This window comes from Pararcticibacter amylolyticus (assembly GCF_003130405.1).
Taxonomy (GTDB): domain Bacteria; phylum Bacteroidota; class Bacteroidia; order Sphingobacteriales; family Sphingobacteriaceae; genus Arcticibacter; species Arcticibacter amylolyticus.
The window spans coordinates 1-350 of the sequence record NZ_QEAS01000127.1; the positions used below are offsets into that span (position 1 = coordinate 1).

Sequence of the window (350 nt, forward strand, 5' to 3'; positions counted from 1 at the left end):
GGCAACGGCAGATGGGCAAAACAATACGGCGTCAGCATCGACGCCAGTGGCAACCGCAGCCTGAAAGACGAAGGCAGCTACGGGCAGAACCAGCTCTATGTCAGCGAGACCCGGGACGAGAACTGGAAAGAAGGCGACGGCAAAGCCGGCCTGCTGCAGGAGTTCAAAGACAAAGAAGGCCGGGTAGTGCTCAAGCGCACCTGGAACCGCAAAGCCGACCAGAGCACCGAGGCCCTGTCCACCTATTACGTGTACGACGATTTCGGCAACCTGTGCTATGTCCTTCCCCCCAAGTCAGAAGCCGACAGCGGAATGCCCGGCCCTGACAAACAAAACGCACTGTGTTACCA

At 58.6% G+C, this 350-nt stretch carries 1 protein-coding gene; it reads left to right on the top strand.

The genetic code is table 11. The annotated features are described in order from the left end of the window. Positions 1-350: hypothetical protein (locus DDR33_RS26340; RefSeq protein WP_158280879.1), on the top strand; the 350-nt coding region annotated here is incomplete at both ends.